This is a genomic window from Flavobacterium sp. GW823-FHT04A11, from assembly GCF_058796535.1.
The window spans coordinates 2,142,601-2,165,494 of the sequence record NZ_CM179503.1 but is presented as its reverse complement, the minus strand read 5'-3'; the positions used below and the strand labels follow the sequence as shown (position 1 = coordinate 2,165,494).

The following is a 22,894-nucleotide window of genomic DNA, read 5'->3' as shown; positions in this document are numbered from 1 at the left end:
AATTGAATGATATAATAGGAAAAAGTTCAGATTAAATGCCTTTGTGTTTTATCCTAAATATTAAACTTTTTCAGGACGAGACACTAGTTTAATACAGGGCTTTATTAACAAGCGGTTTTATTTTAAGATCGCGGCTTAGGCAAATTTCTGTCATACATAATAATAGTTCCTGCGACAGCCACATTCAAGCTTTTTACAGATTTAAATTTCACTAAATGATGGCATTTAGCCATAACTTTTTTGGACAAACCATGATCTTCTGCTCCCAATAAATAAACACAACGTCTTGGGTGCTCAAAAGTTTCTAAATCAGATGCTTTTTCATCTAATTCAACACCAACTAATCGCGCTCCTTTAGGTAAGTTTTCAAAAAAAGCTTCAAAAGTATCATAATGAAAATACGGAATTGCTTTTACCGCATCATGAGTGTCACAGGCTTGTTTGGCATATCGATTCCCTATGGTAAAAATAAAAGTAGCACCTAAATTTTGAGCTGACCTCCATAAAACACCCAAATTTTCAGGCGTTTTACCATTTTGTATTCCAATACCAAAATATTCATTTATAAAATTATCATTCATAAACGCAAAAGTACAAACTGTAAATACATAAATCAATTTTATTGAGTTGAAAGAAAGATCCAGCATTGAGTACTTATATAAATAATTTTTAATTTAGTCTCAAATTTTATCAATTACAAGTGTTATAATTAAATCAATGAAATTAGGATCGCAAACATATTTATATCGAAAACAAGTAAATGGCAGAGGTGCATTTGGCTCCGTAACCATTGAAATCGTTCAAACGAAGACTCATTCGATAGTAAAAGATGCTTGTGAATGGAAAACACATAAAGATGCTTATCCAAATTTTATCGCAATAAAACTTTTTCTAGAAAGTGCAATAGTTTCTGCAAATACAGTAATTAAAAATTTCATTCTTCCTGAAAATATTGAAATTATTATAAGGGATATAATTAGTTTACCAATTGATACCTGTCCATCGCATATCGGCGCTGCAACAATTTTAGGTATTTTTGACTATTGCGAAATGCCTTTATCTAAAGAAAATATGAAAGTGCTGGATGAGTTTGTCGGAAAAAATAGTCGTTTTTCCTTATTGCCGGATTATAATGAGTTATTCTTGATGTTCAATGAACCTTGGTAAAAATCATTTATAAAACTCTTAGAATAGTAGGCATTTTAAAAACTTTTCAAAAAATGCAACACAAAATCAAAAGAATATTCTGACTTAGTTCTTCCTTGGTCAAAGTATTAAAATTCCCTACTTAACAGCTTTTTGGGAGCTGCAGTGTAAACAAAATTATCGTCACTGAAACCCTGGGCTTGAATTACCGGAATTGCAAAATTATAATTGATATAAATTTTTTCATCAAGTTTTACTTCATATATTATAAATTATTGAGGCTATTATTGTACCGAACCTTCTAGTTCAACATGTTGGGTTCCGTTGACTCCGCCTACTGTTAATGTAAGTGATGCGGAAAGTTGGTTGGCTCCCAAGACAATGCTTCTTCTTAAAGTTAAAAGTTTATTAGCGGTAGATAAATACGTTATTATAAAATTAAAGGTGACTGCAGGATGATTTGCTATTGAACAATAAGCAAATAGTGTCATACTTAATGATGCCGGAGAATAAGTATAATCAAATGTGTAAACTGGACCGGCCGGTGTACAAATTCCTATATTATTTGCATTATTTTGTCCATCTGTATTAAATTTAGCTAAACCTAAAGAATCCGCCTCCGTCTGTGAATTTGTAGAAGTTGAAACTCCATAGGCCTGACTAAAAGAGACACTTGAACTAACAAAACCTACACCACAATTATTTCTGGTAAAAGATCCGCTTATTGGAATACTGTAAAATGTACATTTCGCAGTAGCATTAGCAAATGCCTGCCCGTTAGTATTAATTTCTGTTTGAGCCTGTGCATCTGCATCTGACTGTGAAAGATTTGAAAAATATTTTCCGGCCGGAACACTATATAATGTGCTGCCCGGTGAACTATCCGATGTGCAATTATTACGAGTGAATGCCTGACTCCTTGCAACATTCCAATACGTGCATTTGGCATTAGCATTACCATATGCCTGTCCATTACTATCAATTTCAGCTTGAGCCTGCATATCTGCATCTGCCTGGGAAAGATTTGAAGAATATTTTCCAGCCGCAACATTATAATATACGCTTTCCGGTATGCCTCCTGCTCCGCAATTGTTACGGGTAAACAACTGGTTTTTGGCAATATTCCAAAAAGTACATTTAGCATTGGTATTGGCATATGCCTGTCCATTGGTATCAATTTCAGCTTGCGCTTGTGCATCTGCATCTGCCTGGGAAAAATTTGAAAAATATCTTCCGGCCGGAACTGTATACAATACATTATCAGGTGTGCCTCCTGCTGGGCAATTGTTACGGGTTACTGCCTGGGTCTTGGCAAAATTCCAAAAAGTACATTTGGCATTAGCATTAGCGAATGCCTGTCCATTAGTATTAATTTCTGCTTGAGCCTGTGCATCTGCATCTGACTGGGAAAGATTTGAGAAATATCTTGCGGCCGGAACCGTATATAATGCACTATCGGGTGTACCACCTGCTGCGCAATTGTTGCGGGTTATCAGCTGGCTCTGAACAACATTCCAAAAAGTACATTTGGCATTAGTATTCGCATATGCCTGTCCATCTGCATTGAATTTAATAAGGCCTCTATCATCAGCATCTGTTTGGGAAATATCTGAAATAACAGCTCCAATTTCCTGGCTATAGTCGATAGACCCTGCTGATCCTCCGGCCGGACAGTTATTTTTTGTAAACAAACCACTTCTGGCTATACTTTTATATGAAATAACAGTTGTTGAAGTATTGTCACCACAATCCGTCTGTTGCCCTTTATAATTATAACAATATTTTTGAAGTACGTTTAATTCATTATCTTTTACAAATTTTAATCTGCCTACAGCATCATATTCATAGTAAGATGCCATTCCTTTTGGATCGGTAATACTGGTGACACCTACCAACGGATTATAAGTATATGTCGTAACAAAACTGTCTGAAAGTGAATTTCGAAGCACATTTAACGCATTTCTAAGGAGCTGTTCACTACAACTTTCGCTCAAACAGTTATCCTTATCAGTATTTGATAATGTTTGTAAATTTGTTATTGTTTCAACTGGAATATTTTGATACGCTTTATTTTCAATTTTAGCTATCGGTTGTGTTTTGTTATATCCCCAGATGATAGAAACGGGCAAACCTGCTTCAGGAGTATACTGCAATATATTCCCCGTATCATCGTACTTATCATATGTTATTTTTCTTTTTAAATCATCTGCGGTAGTATTAGAGTTGGGAAATTTAGCTGCGAAAATAAACTTGGGCAACAATAAATTACTTGTTGAAGCATCTTTTGCATATAGTGTTTTTTGACCGGATTGTAATACATTACTTCGGAAGGTTTCTGTTTTTAAAGGTGTATCAATTCTGTTAGCTGTTATCATATCATTTACAAAAGGCTCGCTTGACATAACAGCATCCTGAGGATAATAATATCTCGTTTGGAGTGTTTCCTGAGATGATGATTCTGTACTTTGCGACGTCAACTGAAGATGTACAGGATCATATTGATAAGTTGTTGTAGTCTCTATCGGATTTAATCCTTTAAGATCATACGTTTTAGCTGTTGAGGATTCCAGATAAAACCAATATCCTTTGGTCTTATACTCGACAATACTAAAATTCTCGACAGTCTGTGATAGCGGGCAAGGCTCTTCATAATTTTTTCTAACACTATAAGCTTTAATTTCCTTATTATATGAGGAATCTAACTTATATTTATTTTCATTCTCTGACACAATAACAAATTCAGATCCTGCTTGCCTTTTTTGAAATACCTCTGACTTTATCTCTAGACCATTATCCCATCCGAAATTGGTAAGTGGAGCACTTTTAATTTCTGTTTGTCCAAGAATGATATTTCCGATACCGTCCCTATCCACTATAAATTGTTTCATTTCTCCCCCATTCTCAAAAGTATCACCGCCTTGGCTAACCGTTACGTATTCATAAAAACAATTACTGTTGCCCGTATCAAATAAGGAAATCATACTACTGGAACTTACCACCAGATCAAATAAAGTTGTGTAAAGACAAAGTACCATCCCGTCATTACTACTACAGACTTTTCTTTGAGTAGCAATATCCAGGTATAAAGGCATTTTGCCGTTATTACCCGATGATTGATTTATATTGTCCTTATTGGCATAATAATACCTTTTATACACTGGAACTGAACCCTCTATTGCAAAATCCTTAGTGGACTTAATTCTTACACCACCGGTTTCGATATTGGTATTTGCCGTTACCGGAGCGGTGGCATAATAGCTAACCTCCACATTTGCCGCAGCACGAATGCCGTTTTTATAGAGAACAAGTGTATAGGTTTTTCCTGCCTCAGCATCGAAATAAAAAACATTATCGACAAACTGAGTCTCTGTGCTGTTTATAAAAGTAAAACCTCCTTGGTGAGTATAAGGAACACCAAACTGAGTTAATTCGTAAAAGGGAAGGAAAACACCCGGAGCATCAGTACTGCTGATCTGCATAGCGGCAGAAAAATGCCCCGTATAGGATGGGTCAGGTATTAAGTTACCATACTGATCATATATAGGGGGCTGATTACTTACATAATTGACCCTGCCTAAAAATGCGATTCTTTGATTTATTGGTGAGCTAATTGTGTAAATACTTCCAGCAACATTATTATCTTCAGGGGATCTTTGTAAATTTAAATTCGTTTTTGTAGGATAGGTCGTTTTCTCTCCCCAATAGGTATTGCTTTCATAATCAAATTCGGTATAACCTTTTGTAGGGTAAACAATTTTACTTAACAACCCTATCTTAGCAAAATTTTTATCTGGTTCTTTGTCAGCTCCGTTATAATCAATATTATTTAGGTCTAAATTATAACCCGCTATATTTTTAGGAACTAAATTGATATTGTTCTTACCATTATAGTACCCCCAATGATCCTGGCTGTAGGATAATCTTTCAGGAAATTCGTCCTGATTAATGTACTCAAAACTATATTTTTTAGTCGGGTCAAGAAATATAATGTTTTGTAAAAAAACTCTTTTGTTTACTGTTTTTAAGTATCCAAACTTTATTTTTTCTATTTCAATATTATCTTTATTAAACAGTGTGATGTTCTCTATCTTATTATCGCCCGATACCTCTTCATTATCACCTGGAATATTATAAGTAAAAGTCACGTAACCATCCATAGTATTATCACTGAATATTTTAGTAATTCGCTTTCCTATTACAGACATATTCTGGGAAATAATTCCACTAAGAGCTGGTGCTTTAGCGTATACAACTCCAAAGCAATCTTCCTGTATTGGAGGATAAGACATTATCAATGACTGAGAATTAGAAGCCACATAGTTCATTGTATAATTCTCGTAGGTAAGATAAATTTCAGACCCGTTTGGATGCACAATTTTACTTAAATACCAAGCTGTGACACTTCCAACAGGAATTGAATGCCCACCTCCTGAACTTATAAATGTTGTGGTTTCTTTTTCCGTAAAATAATATTTAACTCCATTGGTCGCTGTCAGTAAAAAATCAGCATTTTGGTTTCCGGTTCTTTCAATTTTAATTTTTTGATTGTTAATCAAAACCGGAGCTCCGTTTTTATCATATACAAACTTTCCCGAATTGCCATTGAAATTAAAAGAATAGATGTCACTTTCCGTATCTGCATTCTCCTGTCCGGCCGCCCTGTAAAACTGCACTCTTTGCTCAGTGGTTGCATTAGACAAATCATCGGGTGGATAAATGGCAGTTATGGGCTCATCCAATTTATCTCGTACCGTACGGGTAATAACTCCTCCAAAATTCATATTCCAGCCCAAACCTACATTCGAGGAAACTTCATCCACCTTTATTCCGTTTGAGCCGTAAAAAAGTGATATCGGAGATTCTAAATCTTTTGTTTTAAAAGTAATTAAGGGAACTGAAATATTAGCAGCTCCGGTAAAGAGCCCTACAGGAACATTGCCAAATTTTCCCAGTTCACCCGCTGTAGGAGAAGGAGGTACTATATTAGGCAAAAATTTATCTGTATCAGACTGTGCAATACCAATTTCTGATATAAACATGAAAAGCAGCAAAAATAAATTTTTCACTGAATGCTTTAAAATTAATTTATACATTATAAAAATATTTTTAATGAATTGATTTTATGACTTTAACCGATTCTGTTTTAACATCGGTTTTGATATTGATGATGTAGATTCCTTCCGCATATCTGCTTAAATCTTCCGGAACTGTTCTGCTTGAAATACTAAACTCCTGCAGAATTTAGTATAACTTTTATACTTGCTTTGATCTTCTGGATTTTTGCCTTGTCTTTAAGCTTTATAACCCAAAGAAGTCATACTTCGAATATTGGAGTTTTCATCTTTTGAGGAATTTGAAACAATGGACTTCCTGCCAAAATAAAATTCTAATCTACATGGATTCCACCATATGATTTCTCTCAAAGAATATTCTGGGAATAACTAAAAAAGGACAATAAAAGAAGAAGTAAAGTTTTTTCATAAGCTTATTGAGTTGTTTTTAGATTTGCGAGCAAATCTAAACTATTCGTACATTAGAGCTTTACGGCTTTCCTCATTTTGGAATAAAATTCTCAAAATTCATAATATCTCCAGAATAATTCATTCAAAAAAAACAGACAAGCCTTAAAACAATTAACTTGAGAGCTAATTTATACCTATGTGATTAGAGTGTACTTTTTTTACCACAAAAAGTTAATGTAGTTTTTCAGATATTATGCCAGTTCAAATTTGTGGAAGAATCTTGGCACATGTTATTTTGGAAAACTCAAAGCCTAACAAAATCTATGCATACCTTCTTTAAGTTTTATATTCAATATATACACAAACAGAAAATTAAAACTGCATTAACAACAATAACCAAATGATAATTATATAATTAGGTTCTTTAAATCTATAATGACAAATTTTGCTGATGCAGTAATTTTATATAATTAATACTATTAATCATTTAAAATAAAATACGATTATGGAAAATTTAATCAATCAGGAAAATCTTGAGAATATCAGAGAATTTATAGAAGACAAAATTAGTGATGTACCGGGAGAAGTAATACTATTTGGAGCAGTGGGCGCATTGCTTTTATCATCTTATCTGAACAAAACTGGTCATAAAAAGGCTGGTTCTGTGATCGGAAATTTGTCTATTCCTATAATTGGGATAGGACTTGCCAAATATAAGGATCTCTTAAAATCTGATTCCCTGAGTTTTGAGCAAGCCCAACAGGAAATAGCTTAGGGAAAACCGAATTTTTTTTGTGAGCGCAAATCTTATTTTAGTAATACCGAATTAATGGAGTTTATCTTGCTTTACTCTTCGAAAATTAGTTTTTTTTAGACTATTTTTAGAAGTATAGGGCAAGATAAAATCTATGATTTAAAGTAAGAAATACAAGGCTCTTGAAAAAGAATACCAATATTGTTTTTAATTATTTTTTGTAATGCGGAAAATCTTATAAAAGGTTCAACAAATTATGTAAAGATATAAGCTATGTTATTTCTGAAATTTACTGAAAATCAGTTTAATTATGAATATGTATTTGCGAACTTATGGCTTATTCCTATATTTCTTAGTGCTTTCTTTAGGAACGCTAATGATAGGTCAATTTATTTTTAGTAAATAGTAGCATAAGCTAAGTCAAAATAATATTCATGACTGCGTTCTTCGCTAATCATTGAATTTTACACTAATATAACTAAAACTATATTGTATGCATACAGTTACAGCTTGGAGCACTACTGCTCAGATAGATATTGAAAACAGCGAAATACTTTTAGAGAGAAAAATTCTTGATTATACCTATCAATTTTATAATACCGGCGATTCACTTTGGATTGTTGCACTCATGTCTGAGAAGGGAAAAATAGCTTTTCGTGCTGCATTTGCCATGAACAGCTGTTTTGAAATCGTCAATCTCTTTGACGATGAAGACACCATCGTTTTTGCACTCGATACCAGACTGGGAAATTATGAAGTTCGTGTTAATTTTCCTGATCAGGCATCGCCTATCTTGCATTACACTACCACTTTTAAGGCAAATGTCCCGCTTATGATTCCCTTTTGGCCACGGGATATAATTCCCCTTACAGAAAATGGGAATATAGAAAATACTGCTGGAAGAATACATATGGAACAATTCGGATCACGATCAGGATTAATATTTGCAAGCATTACAAAACCAGAGACAGGGTCTTTTTTTTATTTTCAAAATCTTACTTCATTGTCGCAATATTGTGAAGCTACTCAAACGGAATCAAAAAATACAGTGGGTGGAAACTGGCCCGAAATTGGATTTCAGCTTCCAAGTACTGATAAATTGCCGCTTCCCGCGGGTAAAACTTTTACAATATCAGATGCCTATGTAGCATTAGACACTGAAATAGTAGAGGAAACACTGGCTATTTGTGAGCACTTTTTAAATAATCTTGTCAAAATATACAAAGTGCTTCAGCAGCCAAGAATTGAATATCACAATTGGCCGGAGATCGCTCAAAATGCTTTAAGAGATCTACAAAATAGCAGGGGTGCATGGACGCAAACAAAAGGAGTTTCGTATCTAAACGCCTATTTGTGCGATTATAAAACTCCTGCCGAAAGTATGGTTCAGCTTGCTGTTTTGTCCCCATATAAAGAATATGAGAAATGGAGAGGTGAAAAAAATTCGCTTTACGATGATATCCTTAATGGATTGCCAGCCTTTTATGACCCAAAGATAAATTGTATCAACAGATGGCTCCCCGCTCTGGCCAATAAGCTGGATCAGTCAGAGGAACAAAAAAAAGAAATGGTGATGGACTCGTGGTATTTACATCACCCTTTAATGAATTTGGCAAGACTGGCTTTACACGGTGACAAAACAGCCGAAAAACTGGTATTGGATTCTATTGATTATGTTATAAAAGTAGCGCACCATTTTAAATACAAATGGCCTGTCTTTTATCATATGGAAACTCTCGAGGTAATCAAAAAAGAAACAGCACCCGGCGCTGGTGGAGAAAAAGATGTTCCCGGGGCGTACGCACATTTAATGCTGCTCATTTTTAAGTTAACCAAAGAAAAACGCTATTTAAATGAAGCTGAGAAAGCGGCAAAAAAGCTAACAGAGGAAGGTATAAATATTTTATACCAGGCCAACAACACCGCTTTTGCAGCTGGAGCATTACTTGAATTATATAAAATAACAAATAAAAAACTATATCTTGAAATTAGTTATACCTGTCTTAGCGGGTTATTTAAAAACGTACAGCTGTATGATTGCAAATATGGCTTTGGTAAAAATTATACCAATTTCTTTTCTATATTTCCCCTTAACGATGCGCCCTACACTGCCGCATATGAGGAATTAGAAGTTTATGCTGCTTTGTCTGAATATTACATTCAGGCAAAGGATGTTACCATTTTACCATCTTTAAAAATATTAATTCCGGAATTTATTAAATATGCGGTAAACAGAATTGCCTATTATTATCCCCCGAAGCTGCCAAAAGAAATGCTCTCAGACGAAGTAAAAACAGGTGAGCTACAAGCTGATTTATGGGTTCCCCTCGAGGATTTATACAATGGGTGGCAACAAAGTGGTCAGGTAGGTCAGGAAGTTTATGGCGCCGGAATGGCCTTTGGGATAGTACCGAGACAATATATTAAGATCGATGAAGACTTTTTGATTTTTATCGATTATCCTCATCAATTTACAAAAAGAGAAAAATCCATTACCATACATCTTAATGGTGATAAGGAGATGTCATGCAATTTGAAAATTATAAAACTTGCCAAAAACAAAATTGACTTCAAAGTTTTACAGGATAATGAAATGCTGAAACCGCACAAAAAAACTGCCAAAATGCACGAATATGAAATCTCTGGTCTGGGAACAATTAAAATTCAATGATACTATTCATTTAAGTTTTCCTGATCGAATTATACAATGATTAGGGAGAACACGAATGTTTTCATTTTAAATAATTTAAGTATTTACAGAAGTTCTTTTATTTTTTGGTTTAGCTACAGCTTTATTTTCTTGTAAGTTTATGACTGATTTTTGTATCTTCCTCTAAAAGCATAAGGAATATTATAATTTACCGTGTAATCTCACTAATCTCTTTTAATAAGAACCATTGATGGCTTTTTTTTGCATATACTTCAACATAACCGTTATGGCAATTCAAGGAGTAATAAATTAACACTCTGTTTTTCTCTTCATTGAAAACTAAAAAATTAAATGATATCAGCTCGCATTGATTGGCATTGATTGAAACAGAATCATTAAGGTTAGAATTTGGATTTTTTCTCTTATAGATATAAAATTCTTCAAAATCAAATGGTTTATAGCCCGTAAAAATGACAGGCCTTTCAAAAGCAATAGGTCTTTTTGAATTGAAATATTTTTTTAAATAAGTGGTATCAACCCCACTTTCCTTAATCCAATATGTAAACTCCAGAGAATCTCCATATCTTACATATTTATTTTTTTTAAAGTCGTAATCCTTTTTTTTAGTTTGAATGAAATTTTCAAAAAAAACATCTATTTCTTCTTTCTCTGTTTGTTTATTAAAATTATTACTAGTTTTTGTACAACCGAAAATTATAAAAAAAAGCAGATAAAAAGTATATCTAATCATAGAAAGGAAATTTAATTGTATTGACACTTATAGTATTATTTTCAATTGGGTTAAAAGTGATTTATAATAATCCTCATTTAGAAAAATTTACAATGTTTGTTTTAATTTGAAAGCCTCTGCAAAAGTCATGTTTTTTTTACTTATTTAATAAATTGTACGTAAAAGAATGTGCAAAGTCAGAGACATTTGCGCATCTTCATAAAAACTTTAGAAGAGCAGAGTATGATTATTGCTACGGGTGCGAAGTCAGAGAAATTCGCACAGCATCTTAAAACAACTCTTTGGAGAGGGGGCTCCAATCTTAATTTACTTTTTTATTTAGCTTCCAAGCGATACAGGCAAATATAGGTACAGAATTTAGCCCTTTAGTACATTTAATATTGTTGTAAATCAAAAAGCCAATCCGTTTATGGAATGGCTTTTTGATTTTTGATTGCGTTCACGAGCGAGACGCTCGCGCCAGCTGGGGCTAATCTGGGTACAGAATTTAGCCCTTTAATACATTTAATATTGTTGTAAATCCAAAAGCCGCTCCGTTTATGGAATGGTTTTTTGATTTTTGATTGCGTTCACGAGCGAGACGCTCGCGCCAGCTGGGAAATCCATTTTTTATGCATTTACCATTACAAAAATTACATTTTATTTCATGACCTAATTTGAAACACTAAGGTAAGATAAAAGCATTTTAAGGCTTATTAAAAGACAAAAAAGAAAGAGATGACTAGCTGGTCGTCTCTTTCTCTATTCAATAATTAAAATTTTATATTCTTTTTCAGTCAGTTAAGTGTTTAAATTATAAAAACACCTAATCTGTAACACTACCCATTTGATACATTACCCATTACCCTTATTTTTTCTTAATAGTTAATAGTACTATAGATATCATAATTAATACAAACACATATCCTATGTTTAAATAAAACATATTCATATAATCTCTTTCTATAACTTCCTGAATGCCTATTAAACCTTGTTGTCTATTTGTGTAAGGTATTTCATCTACAGTATATTTTTTGTTCAACAATAAATCCGTTGTAAAGGAGATTATATATAGGCAAATTAATCCAATTATTACTAAACAAGTTATTTTAAGTTTATTAGTCATATTTATCTGTTACTTTTTGTACGTTAGTTCCGCTTTGTTGTGATGCTTGGTTTAATTGTTTGTTTAAGTCTTTTGGCGCATAAGTATCTTTAGTTCCGTCTTCTGTTACAACAGGAAATCCACCAGCTGTAACAGTGGTTTGATACTTTATCTCCCCTCCAGGAACAGCACCATTTACTGCTTCTAAAGCTTTGGTTGTACAATTATTTTCAGAAATGTCATACTTATCAATAACATGAGCACGTTCATCTCCTTTGTATTTTCCTGTTTCTGGTGTCTTGTCAGATTTTTTATATTCTGTTTCCAAAGTAGCGCCGACTTTCTTTTCATTTGCGTTATTAATCTGATAGACTTCAGCTCCAAACTTTTTTACATATTTTTGGATTTCAGCTACTGCATCCTTGCCTGTGAGTTTAACCATTACACCATTTCCATTATTAAGAGGCGTATGGACTCCCGCACTATTTGCATCTGTTCCAGCCCATCTTCCATATGTATAAACAGTCGTATTTTTTCCACTACTAACTGATACAAATGTATGTCCAACGTCTCCTTTTGCATAATTTCCTTTGTCAACAATTAATTGAACTTCTAATCCTTCTAATTCAACACCATCAATAACTCTATTTTCAGAGAAATTATATACTCCATTATACGGATATTTTGATGCTAATGGGTCGACACACATGAATCTTGCTATTGCAGGGTCATAATTACGGTATTTAAAACTGTACCAGCCAAGCCCTAGTTCATCTTGAAGCTCTTGTCCTTGGAACTTATACTTATTATTAGTAGCCACATAATCATTATATCCTTTGTGTTTTAGCCCGAAAGGATAATAATTGTTTTCTTCGATAATTTCAAGAACCTGGGTTGTCGGGTTCTTTGCAAAACTCAACCGTATGTTTCCTAAATGGTCTTTGTACTGGTACACATAGGAAAGCGCACCGGCATTATTTTTCACATACCCCTCCGCGGTTGGGAAAAACTCCAGAACATTGTCTTTGTACTGAAAACCTCCCAGATAATTGGTACTCGTTGTCGTGGTCCCTTCCTTTACAATTTTCTCCAGCTTTTGTCCTGCCGCGTTGTAAATATACTCAATTGTATTTCCTATGCCAAAAGTTATTTTCTTAGGTAAATTGAGCTGGTTATATTGTATTTCGGTGATATTTTTATTTTTATCAGCAATCAGGTTTCCGTTCGCATCATAAGTGTAATCATCCCCTGTGGTATTGGCATCGTTAAATCCGCTTGTATTAGGGATGTTATCGGTCACTTTTGAAAGCTGGTTGGAATTGGCGGGATACGTATAGGCTAAATTATCTATTACATTGGTACCGGCCTGCATGTCCATATCCCCGTTTCTATTCAGCGAGAGGATATTTCCGTTTTTGTCGTAGGAGAGGTTCTCGTTATAGGAATCTGTGGTTAACTTCGATTTTTGATAAACAGCACTCGTTAGCCTATTAAGCTTATCGTACTGGTAACCATAGGCGCGTTCCGTATTATCAGCTCCCGTTTTCCAGAACGTTTCGGCTATGTTTCCGTTGTACAGGGCATTCACATTCGGGATTTGGGCCTGCGGTTTGTCATAATTGATTTTAAAGGCAAACAAATCAACAGGGTCTGTATTTTGCTGCAGATCATCGGTTTTGTTGATCTCCGTAAGCCAGCCTCTTATATTATAAGTATAATCGACTTTCTGTAAAGGGCTTCCCGTGCTGTTCCCTACCAGCTTTTCGGTTAGCTGTCCGAGCTCATCATAGGTGTTCGCCGCCAAAAGCTCAACTGTCCCTCCGTTTATCTGATGGGTATGGGTCAGTAATCGGTCCTGGGCAGAATAGGTGAATTCTTCCCTTATGCTGATTTCGTTATCTCCAGCCGTGCGTTTGTGTTTGCTAATGGTATAAAACGGTTTTCCTGTAAAATCAAGTTTACTGTCCGTTGTGGTATAACCTCCCAAATGATTCTGGGCATAGATCCTCACTGCGCGTGCCTTCTGATCATAAACCGTTGTTGTGGTCTCCCCTGCATTTGCCGTGGCCGTTGTGACCGCCCTTGCCCAGCTTGCCGTTGCCAGCCCTTTTACATTGCCCAGAACAGTCTGCTGCTCTACAGTGGTTGGTATTGCCGGCGCATTCGGATAATTATAATCATCATAATAATTAACCGTTAAAAGTTTAAAAGTGGTCGGCGCAATGGCATTACTGTAATAAACCTGTATATTATCAATACTGCCCGAGGTTTCTTTTGTTTCAAACAATTTAACAGCCGTCTCCTGGGCATCCTGAAGTGATTTTCTGGTTGCGGCATTAGCCGACTGACCCATCCAGCCGGTATAAACCGGACGGCTAAAAGCATCGTATTTGGTAATGATCCAGCCAACGCTGGTATCATCCTTAAATGGCGATAAGGCAGGACCCGTGGCAACGGGCCTGTCCAGTTTGTCATACACGATAAATTCCCATTGTTTGCCCGGTAATTTTTTCTCAACCAGACGGTTATTGCCGTCATATTTGTATTGATAGCATAGTCCGTTTAAAACTTCATCAGTGATGTCCCCGTCTGCTTTTGGAGGAATCACATAGGTCAGGTTTCCGTAAGGGTCATAAACATAATAGGTATCATGTTTTGTTGCTGATTCATAAGTCCTTTTTAAGACTACCTGTCCTTCCTTGTTTTTAAACTCTACTGTAGATCCGGAAGATTCCCCTGGGTTTGCACTGGTGTTTTCATCATAGGTGACATTCTTGTATAACTCATTTGCGGCATAATTTCCTGAATCTGAAAATGATGTTTCGTACAATCCCAATCCCGCATCCCATGTTGCCGAAGCCTGGTATAATTTTACTTCATCTTCGGTATTGGTATTATAGTCCAGTTTGATCTCATGACCGCTGCCCATAGCCCACGAAGTGCCCGGGGCCGCCTGTTTCAACACCCTGTTTAAGGGAGAGGATTCGAATTGTTTCTCGGAAAACGGATTAGACGTGTTATCGTATTTCTGTGATCCGTAAAAAGCCATGGCAGCATTGATTGATGTAGCAGGATCTATTCTTGGATAACTGGTACCTCCGTTTGAAGATGCATACGGCAGATATTCCTTAACCTGTCTGCCAAAACTATCGTATTCTGCTGGGATTATTATATCAGAACCGTTTCCTCCCTGACCAATGGCAGTAGTCTGAACAGGTCTGCCCAGTCCATCAAAATAGGTAATGTTCTGGCTTACCTCTTCCTTGGTCAGAGTATTGAAATTTCCCGACTTAACCGCTTTTTTTGGAGCAGCCGTGTAAACAAAATTATCATCACTGAAACCCTGGGCTTGTAGCACCGGAATTCCAGATAATAACAAAATTATAATTGATATAAATTTTTTCATCAAGTTCTGTTTCATATTTAAATTATTGAGGCTATTATTGTACCGGGCCATCAAGTTGAACATTTTGAGTATCGATGACTCCACCTAAATTAAATGTCAGTGATGCGGAAAGTTGGTTGGCTCCCAAGACAATACTTTTCCTCACAGTTATAAGTTTATCAGCGGTAGTTAAATACGTTATTATAAATTTAAAGGTGACTGCAGGATGATTTGCTGTTGAACAATAAGCAAATAGTGTCATACTTAATGATGTAGGAGAATAGGTATAATCATATGTGTAAACTGGGGCGGCAGCTGTACAAACTCCTACGCTGTTTGCATTGTTTTGTCCATCTGTATTAAATTTAGCTAAAGCTAGAGAATCCGCCTCCGTCTGTGAATTTGTAGAAGTTGAAACTCCATACGCCTGACTAAAAGAGACACTTGAACCTACAAACCCTGCAGCACAATTATTTCTGGTAAAAGATCCGCTTCTGGCATTGCTGTAAAAGGTACATTTCGCAGTAGCATTAGCAAATGCCTGCCCGTTAGTATTAATATCTGTTTGAGCCTGTGCATCTGCATCTGCCTGTGAAAGATTTGAAAAATATTTCCCGGCCGGAACACTATATAATGCACTGTCCGGTGTACCTCCGGCTCCACAATTGTTACGGGGTATTAGCTGACTCTTGGCAAAGTTCCAAAAAGTACATGTAGCATTGGTATTGGCATATGCCTGTCCATTACTATCAATTTCAGCTTGAGCCTGCATATCTGCATCTGCCTGAGAAAGATTTGAAGAATATTTTCCAGCCGCAACATTATAATATACGCTTTCCGGTATGCCTCCCACCGCACAGTTGTTACGGGTAAACAACTGGTTTTTAGCAATATTCCAAAAAGTACAGTTGCCATTAGCATTGGCATAAGCCTGTCCATTGGCATCAATTTCAGCTTGCGCTTGTGCATCTGCATCTGCCTGGGAAAGATTTGAAAAATATCTTGCGGCCGGAACTGTATACAATACATTATCAGGTGTGCCTCCTGCTGGGCAATTGTTACGGGTTACTGCCTGGCTCTTGGCAAAATTCCAATAAGTACATTTGGCATTAGCATTAGCGAATGCCTGTCCATTAGTATTAATTTCTGTTTGGGCCTGCATATCTGCATCTGCCTGGGTGATATTTGAAAAATATCTTCCGGCCGGAACCGTATATAATGCACTATCGGGTGTACCACCTGCTGCGCAATTGTTACGGGGTATCAGCTGACTCTTGGCAAAGTTCCAAAAAGTACATGTAGCATTGGTATTGGCATATGCCTGTCCATTACTATCAATTTCAGCTTGAGCCTGCATATCTGCATCTGCCTGAGAAAGATTTGAAGAATATTTTCCAGCCGCAACATTATAATATACGCTTTCCGGTATTCCTCCTGCTCCGCAATTGTTACGGGTAAACAATTGGTTTTTGGCAATATTCCAAAAAGTACAGTTGCCATTAGCATTGGCATAAGCCTGTCCATTGGTATCAATTTCAGCTTGCGCTTGTGCATCTGCATCTGCCTGGGAAAGATTTGAAAAATATCTTCCGGCCGGAACTGTATACAATACATTATCAGGTGTGCCTCTTGCTGGGCAATTGTTACGGGTTACTGCCTGGGTCTTGGCAAAATTCCAATAAGTACATTTGGCATTAGCATTAGCAAATGCCTGTCCATTAGTATTAATTTCTGCTTGAGCCTGTGCATCTGCATCTGCCTGGGAGATATTTGAGAAATATCTTGTGGCCGGAACCGTATATAATGCACTATCGGGTGTACCACCTGCTGCGCAATTGTTGCGGGTTATCAGCTGGCTCTGAACAACATTCCAAAAAGTACATTTGGCATTAGTATTCGCATATGCCTGTCCATCTGCATTGAATTTAATAAGGCCTCTATCATCAGCATCTGTTTGGGAAATATCTGAAATAACAGCTCCAATTTCCTGGCTATAGTCGATAGACCCTGCTGATCCTCCGGCCGGACAGTTATTTTTTGTAAACAAACCACTTCTGGCTATACTTTTATATGAAATAACAGTTGTTGAAGTATTGTCACCACAATCCGTCTGTTGCCCTTTATAATTATAACAATATTTTTGAAGTACGTTTAATTCATTATCTTTTACAAATTTTAATCTGCCTACAGCATCATATTCATAGTAAGATGCCATTCCTTTTGGATCGGTAATACTGGTAACACCTACCAACGGATTATAAGTATATGTCGTAACAAAACTGTCTGAAAGTGAATTTCGAAGCGCATTTAACGAATTTCTAAGGAGCTGTTCACTACAACTTTCGCTCAAACAGTTATCCTTATCAGTATTTGATAATGTTTGTAAATTTGTTATTGTTTCAACTGGAATATTTTGATACGCTTTATTTTCAATTTTAGCTATCGGTTGTGTTTTGTTATATCCCCAGATGATAGAGACGGGCAAACCTGCTTCAGGAGTATACTGCAAGATGTTCCCCGTATCATCGTACTTATCATATGTTATTTTTCTTTTTAAATCATCTGCGGTAGCATTAGAGTTGGGAAACTTGGCAGAATACACTTCTTTCGGAAGTAGCAAATTAGCTGTGGTATCATCTTTAGCAAAAACTGTTTTATTCCTAGAAATCAAATTAATTTCATTATACTGTTCTATAACAACAGGATCTGCTATCCTATTTGTAGAAGTCAATTCAGCCATCCCTGCTTCTCCTACTAAATCAGGAGGGTAAAAATATTTGGTTTGCAAAGTTTCATTAGTACTATTAATGCTCTGTTTTCGGCTTAATTGTGCATGATTAGGATTATCATAAATATATTTGGTTTCATTTAATATTGAATTCGTAAGAACATCATTAGTATTATAGAAATATTCTTTTGTTTCATTTGAAGAGAGATAATTCCAATGCGAAGAAATTACACTCCGCATAATATCCAGATTTTCTATACTATCTGGCTGCCCAAAAGAATAGCAATCTAACTGAAAATTCATTCTCACAGGATAGTTGTAGACTTCTTTATTAATTCTGGTATCCAGGACATACGTATTGGTACTTTCCTTGAGATAGAGAAAATCATTTGCTGTATTCTTCTTTTTAAAATAAATTACTTTACTTTCTAATCCGTTATCCCATCCGGAATTGGATTTTGATGAATTATTAAAATCCGTTCCTGAGAGAACTTCCCCTGGCAGATCTCTATTTATAATGAATTGATGATTCTCTCCACCATTCAAAAATGAATCATCTCCATAGCTAATTGTAACATTACTATAGAAGACATTGGCACCTTTGTCATATAGTGAAATAATGCTGCTTGACGACAAAACTAAATTAGTTACATCAACATGCAAACAATTAATAGTAGTTGGACCAGTCCCATGACATGGAATTCTTTTTACACTATTTGATATGTAATAGGGATTTCCTGATGAAATCCCTGAGGATATATTTAAATTAGATAAAGAAGAATAATAAAATCGTTTATAATTACCTTGATTGTTACCATCAGTATCCTTAACTGTTTTTACCCTTATTCCTCCTGTGACTATATTATCTTCAATAGTATGAGGTAGAGCATTTTCGTAAGTAAAATTAGCTCCTCCGGCGGTACATCGTACATTGGCTTTTAAACTAATTTTATAATGCCTATCGGATTTACCAAAAAAATAGAGTGTGGAAACTGAAATGTTTTCTTTTAATAAAAGAGATTTTGTATAATAAAATAAAGTTCCAGATTGCGCTTTTGCATATAAATCCATCAGCGTATTTGTTTCAATTTCAGTAACAGTCAGGTTTGCTTGTGAATGATCTGTATTCATACTTGCAGGACAAGCATCAAGATTAAATTCTCCCCAACCTCCAACCTCTACGATTTGGCTAAAAGGGAGGTATATTGTTTCTTCACTTACCTTAGTAGTGGGAGGATGATCAGGATCAGGATCAGGTTCGGTAAGGGAAGGACCAATATAAACCATCAGATTCCCACCGACTGGAGCGGGTGTAATCGTTTTTTGACCTCGAAATGTATTCGCTTCATATTCAAATTCTGAACAACCTTTCGTAGGATAACATATTTTTTTAAGCATTCCCATTTTGGTATAGCTTTCACTGGGCTCTTTATTGGCATTATTGAATTCAATTTCTGGAAAATTGGGAACCTTGGGCACCAAGCTGGTGTTAGAAATTCCATTGTAATAACCCCAGTGATCCTGGCTTTTAGATAATCGGAGCGGGAATTGGTCAGGAGAGATATAATCAAATTTATATTTTTTGCTTATATCTTTAAAAAAGATTTCATTCAAAAAAGTACGCTTATTGGAAGATACTGTGTAATTAAAATTAACCTTTTCAATAATTTCAGAAGCATTACCAACCAATTGTATTTCTTTAATTTTTCTATTTCCCCCACCTGAAACTTCCGGATCATTATCAGCATAATATAAAAAATTTACAACTCCATTAATTGTGTTATTGGAGTATATTTTTTTTATATGCTTACCATTGATAGACATACCGTGCGAGGTTATATTGGTTAGCACTGGACCGTACTGGTAATTATTTCCATTTTCTGTGCAATTTTCCTGATTATAAGGATTTGATACAATTAAAGACTGCGATTCTGATGCAATAAAATTGTAATCATTACTTTCATATTCCAGATAAATTTCATCGCCAAAAGGATGTTTAATTTTGCTTAAATACCATGAAGTTGTGTAAGTTTGTGGTAGTGAGAAACCGGCATTCTGTGACCTGAACACGGTCGTCTCGGTTTCTGTAAAATAATATTTCACCCCGTCGTTAGTAGTCACTACAAAGGAAATTTTTCCAGAATCAGTAACTTTCTCCACCTTAACGTTTTGATTCTCGATCACCACCGGGTTTTGATTTTTATCTAAAACAAACTTACCGGATATCGAATTGAAATTAAACGAAAAAATATCAGTTTCAGAATCTGCCCTTTCATTATTTCCTATTACATAGAAATAATTAATATCTTCAGCGGTATTATTTCCATCATCTAAAAGCGCATCATCAGGTATATCGTTTGAAGACATGCTGTTTTTTTCATCTGCAACATCATTTGCACTTCTGGTAATAATACCTCCTGCATTCATATTCCATCCCAATCCTACGCTTGAGGAAAGATCATCTACTTTAAGCCCATTTGAGCCGTAAAATAAATTTAAAGGCATAGTTAAATTCTTTGTCGAAAAAGTTAACAATGGAATATTAATATTAGACGTTCCATTAACCAAGCCTATTGGAACATTCCCATAATTCCCCAGTTGATAAGCACTGGGGGCTGGGGGAACTATATTTGGAAGTAAACTTGTTGCTTCGTTTTGACTCCAACTCTTATTTAGAATCAGGAGTAATATTATTATTAATTTATAAGTATTTGTTATTTTCATGTTTCTTAGCCGTTGGCTTAGTTAGCTTATTGGGTACTTATTATTTGTAGTTATTGGTCATTAAACTAAAATTTGAATTTTCAGAATTTTAAATAATAAATCTTTCGTTTTTATTCGAATCACAATAAAAGGCTAATGAATTGATTTTATGACTTTAACTGATTCCGTTTTAACATCGGTTTTGATATTGATGATGTAGATTCCTTCCGCATATCTGCTTAAATCCACGGGAACTGTTCTGCTTGAAATACTAAACTCCTGCAGGATTCTTCCTGAGATATCCACCACAGTGGCTGTTCCTTCCTTAAAGTCATAACCAACAATTACATTGGTGTAGGTCTTGGCCGGATTGGGGATGGCTTCTATACTTGCTTTGACTTTCTCAATTTTCGCCTTGTCTTTAAGCTTTACAACCCAAAAATCATTACTGCCAATATTGGAGTTTTTATCTTTTGAGGAATTTGAATTGGAAGTCCCTGCCATCAGGTATCCCCCGTCACGGGTTTCAATCAGCCTTCTAAGAATATCCTCTCCGTTGCTTCCGATGGTTTTCTTCCAGGTTTCTTCTCCCTTGTCATCTATTTTTAAGGCGATATAATCATCAACTCCGTCTTTTTCCTTACTTACTCCGGCAGCTTTAGCAACTTTATTTACTATGGATCGCCCTGATTCTGTTTTGGCATGGCCGCCAATTAAATAAGTGCCATCATTATTCTCGACCAAAGAAGTTAGAATGTCCGTTTTTCCAAAATCATACGTTTTACTCCAAATCACCCCTCCTTCGGTATCTAATTTTAAGACCCAGAAATCAGTACCGTTACCTACAATGCCTCCTTGTGGGGTTAGGGCGTTTTTACTATTGGTGTTGCCGCCAACGATATATCCCAGATCCTTAGTTTGGTGAATCACATAAGGCTGATCATCGCCTTCTGCTCCATAACTGTTTTGCCACTGGATTTCCCCGGTATCATTTATTTTTATGATCCAGTAATCTCCCGTTCCTTTATTGGCATCTGTTTTATCTCCGGATATGGGAGAACTCGAATAGCCCGCCAGAATATAACCGTTATCGCTGGTCTGTTCCATGCTTCTGAGCAGATCGGCATATTTTCCCCCATACGTTTTTTGCCATTCAATAACACCTTCCTTATTGAGTTTTACCACCCAATAATCCATATTGCCCCTGCTTTTCTCAGATTTGTTGTACAGGTCTGCCTTAGTAGTTGCTGCTGCTTTTGCTTCCGGTTTTGTGCCTGAAATTGCTGGAGGATTAGAACTTGAAGAGCCGCCTAATACATAACCTCCATCTTTGGTCTGAAAAGCACATAATAATTCATCCTGGCCAGAACCTCCAATGGTTCTTTGCCACTGTTCTGTTCCCGAAGCATCTAATTTTATCACCCAAAAATCGGTAATCCCTTTACAGTCTTCCCCTTTCTGAAAACCGCTTCCCGAACCCGAAGTGCCCGCCAGGATAAAACCGCCGTCATTGGTGTTTTTAATACTTTGAAGCAGGTCAAAACCGCTTCCTCCAATGCTTTTTTGCCACTCGAGGTCGCCTTTTTCATTCATTTTCCAGATCCAGTAATCCAGATCTCCATGGTTATCGTCTGTTTTATTTCCTGTTTTGCCCGACAATGAACTTCCTGCCAAAATAAAACCGTAATCTGCCGTGGGTTGTGCATCGAAAAGATAATCCGCATGGATTCCACCATAGGATTTCTCCCAAAGAATATCCTGGGAATAACTAAAAAAAGGCAATAAAATAAGAAGTAATAAGTAAAGTTTTTTCATAAAAGCACTTGATTATAAAGTTTTGGGTTACGCTAGATTTGCAAGCAAATCTAAATCTCTCACCCGACAAAACTTTACGGCTTTCCTCATTTTGGAATAAAAATTTTAAACTTTAACAACATCCTAATTTAACAGGCTAAAATCAATGCCTTTAAAAATTTACCGTATCGGGTTCGGTATTTAAAATCTGGAAATATTTAATCATCCTTCACTTAATTTCCTCAAATCACATATAAACGTTCCGGAATTATCCTGCAAGGGCTAAAAAAAAGCTCCAGATTGCTCTGAAGCTTTTTTATTGATTTTTGATTGCGCTCACGAGCGAGACGCTCGCGCTAGCTGGGGGATATTTGCGCATCTTTTAATAAAAACTTTAGAAGAGCATATTATGATTATTGCTACGGGTGCGAAGTCAA

General features: G+C 35.8%; 10 protein-coding genes. 3 read left to right on the top strand and 7 right to left on the bottom strand.

The window, feature by feature from the left end:
• Positions 1–122: 122 nt before the first annotated feature.
• Positions 123–581 carry an RNA methyltransferase gene (locus tag AC3QL1_RS09385; protein ID WP_492497039.1) on the bottom strand — a complete coding sequence of 153 codons (459 nt, stop codon included), beginning with the start codon at positions 579–581 and terminating at the stop codon, positions 123–125.
• Positions 582–717: 136 nt separating this feature from the next.
• Here AC3QL1_RS09385 and AC3QL1_RS09380 point away from each other — a divergent pair, with 136 nt between their 5' ends.
• A complete protein-coding gene (locus AC3QL1_RS09380) occupies positions 718–1,167 on the top strand; it encodes a hypothetical protein (protein WP_492497038.1) in 450 nt (149 codons plus the stop codon).
• Positions 1,168–1,430: 263 nt separating this feature from the next.
• On the opposite strand, the gene AC3QL1_RS09375 is transcribed toward AC3QL1_RS09380, so the two are convergent.
• Positions 1,431–6,212: a DUF5977 domain-containing protein gene (locus AC3QL1_RS09375; RefSeq protein WP_492497036.1), complete on the bottom strand. Its 4,782-nt coding sequence runs from the start codon at positions 6,210–6,212 to the stop codon at positions 1,431–1,433.
• A 40-nt stretch (positions 6,213–6,252) separates the two neighbouring features.
• Positions 6,253–6,321, bottom strand: coding sequence for a hypothetical protein (locus AC3QL1_RS09370; protein ID WP_492497553.1), 69 nt, complete (start codon positions 6,319–6,321; stop codon positions 6,253–6,255).
• Positions 6,322–7,113: 792 nt separating this feature from the next.
• Here AC3QL1_RS09370 and AC3QL1_RS09365 point away from each other — a divergent pair.
• Positions 7,114–7,383: a hypothetical protein gene (locus AC3QL1_RS09365; protein WP_492497035.1), complete on the top strand. Its 270-nt coding sequence runs from the start codon at positions 7,114–7,116 to the stop codon at positions 7,381–7,383.
• A gap of 472 nt (positions 7,384–7,855) precedes the next feature.
• Positions 7,856–10,033: a hypothetical protein gene (locus AC3QL1_RS09360; protein WP_492497033.1), complete on the top strand. Its 2,178-nt coding sequence runs from the start codon at positions 7,856–7,858 to the stop codon at positions 10,031–10,033.
• 187 nt (positions 10,034–10,220) lie between these two features.
• Here the strand turns inward: AC3QL1_RS09360 and AC3QL1_RS09355 are convergent, their stop codons facing one another.
• The 4 genes from AC3QL1_RS09355 to AC3QL1_RS09340 all read right to left on the bottom strand — a co-directional run bounded on the left by AC3QL1_RS09355 (position 10,221) and on the right by AC3QL1_RS09340 (position 22,478).
• Positions 10,221–10,763 (bottom strand): hypothetical protein, encoded by a 543-nt coding sequence (locus AC3QL1_RS09355; RefSeq protein WP_492497031.1) that lies wholly within the window; start codon positions 10,761–10,763, stop codon positions 10,221–10,223.
• A gap of 1,097 nt (positions 10,764–11,860) precedes the next feature.
• A complete protein-coding gene (locus AC3QL1_RS09350; RefSeq protein ID WP_492497030.1) occupies positions 11,861–15,253 on the bottom strand; it encodes a DUF6443 domain-containing protein in 3,393 nt (1,130 codons plus the stop codon).
• Between the two features lie 34 nt (positions 15,254–15,287).
• On the bottom strand, positions 15,288–20,465 hold the full coding sequence (locus AC3QL1_RS09345; RefSeq protein ID WP_492497028.1) for a DUF5977 domain-containing protein: 5,178 nt from the start codon (positions 20,463–20,465) through the stop codon (positions 15,288–15,290).
• A 351-nt stretch (positions 20,466–20,816) separates the two neighbouring features.
• Complete coding sequence (locus AC3QL1_RS09340) at positions 20,817–22,478, bottom strand: T9SS type A sorting domain-containing protein (protein WP_492497026.1); 1,662 nt, start codon at positions 22,476–22,478, stop codon at positions 20,817–20,819.
• Positions 22,479–22,894: the final 416 nt, after the last annotated feature.

Excerpts from the sequence above, each read along its gene's own strand:
- AC3QL1_RS09365 (WP_492497035.1), top strand. The coding sequence starts at position 7,114 with ATGGAAAATTTAATCAATCAGGAAAATCTTGAGAATATCAGAGAATTT.
- AC3QL1_RS09380 (WP_492497038.1), top strand. The coding sequence starts at position 718 with ATGAAATTAGGATCGCAAACATATTTATATCGAAAACAAGTAAATGGC.
- AC3QL1_RS09340 (WP_492497026.1), bottom strand. The coding sequence starts at position 22,478 with ATGAAAAAACTTTACTTATTACTTCTTATTTTATTGCCTTTTTTTAGT.
- AC3QL1_RS09345 (WP_492497028.1), bottom strand. The coding sequence starts at position 20,465 with ATGCCTTTAAATTTATTTTACGGCTCAAATGGGCTTAAAGTAGATGAT.
- AC3QL1_RS09350 (WP_492497030.1), bottom strand. The coding sequence starts at position 15,253 with ATGAAAAAATTTATATCAATTATAATTTTGTTATTATCTGGAATTCCG.
- AC3QL1_RS09355 (WP_492497031.1), bottom strand. The coding sequence starts at position 10,763 with ATGATTAGATATACTTTTTATCTGCTTTTTTTTATAATTTTCGGTTGT.
- AC3QL1_RS09360 (WP_492497033.1), top strand. The coding sequence starts at position 7,856 with ATGCATACAGTTACAGCTTGGAGCACTACTGCTCAGATAGATATTGAA.
- AC3QL1_RS09385 (WP_492497039.1), bottom strand. The coding sequence starts at position 581 with ATGAATGATAATTTTATAAATGAATATTTTGGTATTGGAATACAAAAT.